Annotated in this window: 1 protein-coding gene; it reads left to right on the top strand. The window is 40.1% G+C overall.

Annotated elements, in window-relative coordinates:
• Window positions 1–30 precede the first annotated feature (30 nt).
• The coding region (locus HMPREF1039_RS07030; protein ID WP_206535955.1) for a hypothetical protein at window positions 31–514 on the top strand (484 nt) is incomplete at its 3' end.

Here is a 514-nt window from a genome sequence, read left to right as displayed (position 1 = left end):
TTGGAAAATACTTATGCGAAGAAGACCGATTTGGATGGAAAAGCAACCAAAGATGATTTAAAAGAGTATACAAAGACGACGGATTTGGAAAATACTTATGCGAAGAAGACCGATTTGGATGGAAAAGCAACCAAAGATGATTTAAAAGAGTATACAAAGACGGCAGACTTGGATGGAAAATACATTCTTAAGACGGATTTGCAGAAAGAAGTAACGAATTTAAAGGCAGATTCGCAGTTAGCGAAGGAAGCTGTTGTGGAAACGAAAAGACAAGGCAATTTGGCAGAAACTGCAGCTAACAAAGCTGAAGACGCAGCTAAAAAAGCCAACGAAGCAGCTGCTGCATACAATGCAATTGCTCAGTCGGACGCGTTTAAAGACGCAGGCAAAAATGCTAAAGCCTTGGAGGATGTCGGCAAAGCTATCCAAAAGGGTGAAGATAACGGTAAGGCAATTGATGAAGTTAAGGCTGACTTGGCTAATAAAGCAGATAAGTCTGAATTAGCTAATTATG

The sequence above is a fragment of the Megasphaera lornae genome (assembly GCF_000214495.1).
GTDB lineage: Bacteria > Bacillota > Negativicutes > Veillonellales > Megasphaeraceae > Megasphaera > Megasphaera lornae.
This window is presented reverse-complemented; position numbering and strand designations above follow the sequence as displayed.